Source organism: Algoriphagus sediminis (genome assembly GCF_030403435.1).
GTDB classification, from domain to species: Bacteria; Bacteroidota; Bacteroidia; order Cytophagales; family Cyclobacteriaceae; genus Algoriphagus; species Algoriphagus sediminis.
The window spans coordinates 1-408 of record NZ_JAUEPH010000026.1 but is presented as its reverse complement, the minus strand read 5'-3'; the positions used below and the strand labels follow the sequence as shown (position 1 = coordinate 408).

At 49.5% G+C, this 408-nt stretch carries 2 tRNA genes and 1 rRNA gene; all 3 read right to left on the bottom strand.

Annotated features, from left to right (window positions below):
• Positions 1–139: 139 nt before the first annotated feature.
• Positions 140–216 (bottom strand) — tRNA-Ala (locus QVH07_RS17700).
• A gap of 16 nt (positions 217–232) precedes the next feature.
• Positions 233–306, bottom strand: a tRNA-Ile gene (locus QVH07_RS17695).
• Positions 307–352: 46 nt separating this feature from the next.
• Positions 353–408, bottom strand: a 16S ribosomal RNA gene (locus QVH07_RS17690); the annotation flags it as partial.

Here is a 408-nt window from a genome sequence, read left to right as displayed (position 1 = left end):
CGTGCGCCCTTATTCACTTACTCTTACTTCTGCCGGTATACTCAAGCATACCAGCCTCTGTTACAATTCTTACTATCAACATGTCAATGAACTTATTTCCTCTCTGTCAGAGGAAAAAAGAGGCGATAAATCGCCTGAATGGTGGAGGATAACGGATTCGAACCGTTGACCCCCTGCGTGCAAGGCAGGTGCTCTAGCCAGCTGAGCTAATCCCCCGTAAAATGGTTAGTTGTGGGCCTGCGTGGACTCGAACCACGGACCTCTACATTATCAGTGTAGCGCTCTAACCACCTGAGCTACAGGCCCTAATATCTTGAAATGTGTAAGGCAATCCCCTGTCATAGGATTCCAGAAAGGAGGTGTTCCAGCCGCACCTTCCGGTACGGCTACCTTGTTACGACTTAGCCC